Here is a 262-nt window from a genome sequence, read left to right as displayed (position 1 = left end):
GACTCAAGGTCACAAGCGATTTTAAACTAATTTAAAAAACTCAAAAAATTACGCGGTGTATTTTTTCGGCTCAATTTATATTGCGTTAACAATATTAAATGAATTTAAAAATTTACAATTATGATTCAGTTTTCAAAGATCTAAACTTACAACCCGCAGGTTGTAATGGAGAATATCGGGATCGAACCGATGACCCCCTGCTTGCAAAGCAGGTGCTCTCCCAGCTGAGCTAATTCCCCATGGGTATTTAATTGAGTGTAAG

The 262-nt window shown here is 35.9% G+C and carries 1 tRNA gene; it reads right to left on the bottom strand.

Annotated features, from left to right (window positions below):
* Window positions 1–166: 166 nt before the first annotated feature.
* A tRNA-Ala gene (locus tag WEIDD23_RS12555) sits at window positions 167–239 on the bottom strand.
* Window positions 240–262 lie beyond the last annotated feature (23 nt).

Origin of the sequence: Weissella sp. DD23 (assembly GCF_001579105.1) — a bacterium.
GTDB lineage: Bacteria > Bacillota > Bacilli > Lactobacillales > Lactobacillaceae > Weissella > Weissella cibaria.
Note: the sequence above shows the minus strand (reverse complement) of the source record. Positions and strands in the feature narration are given on the sequence as shown.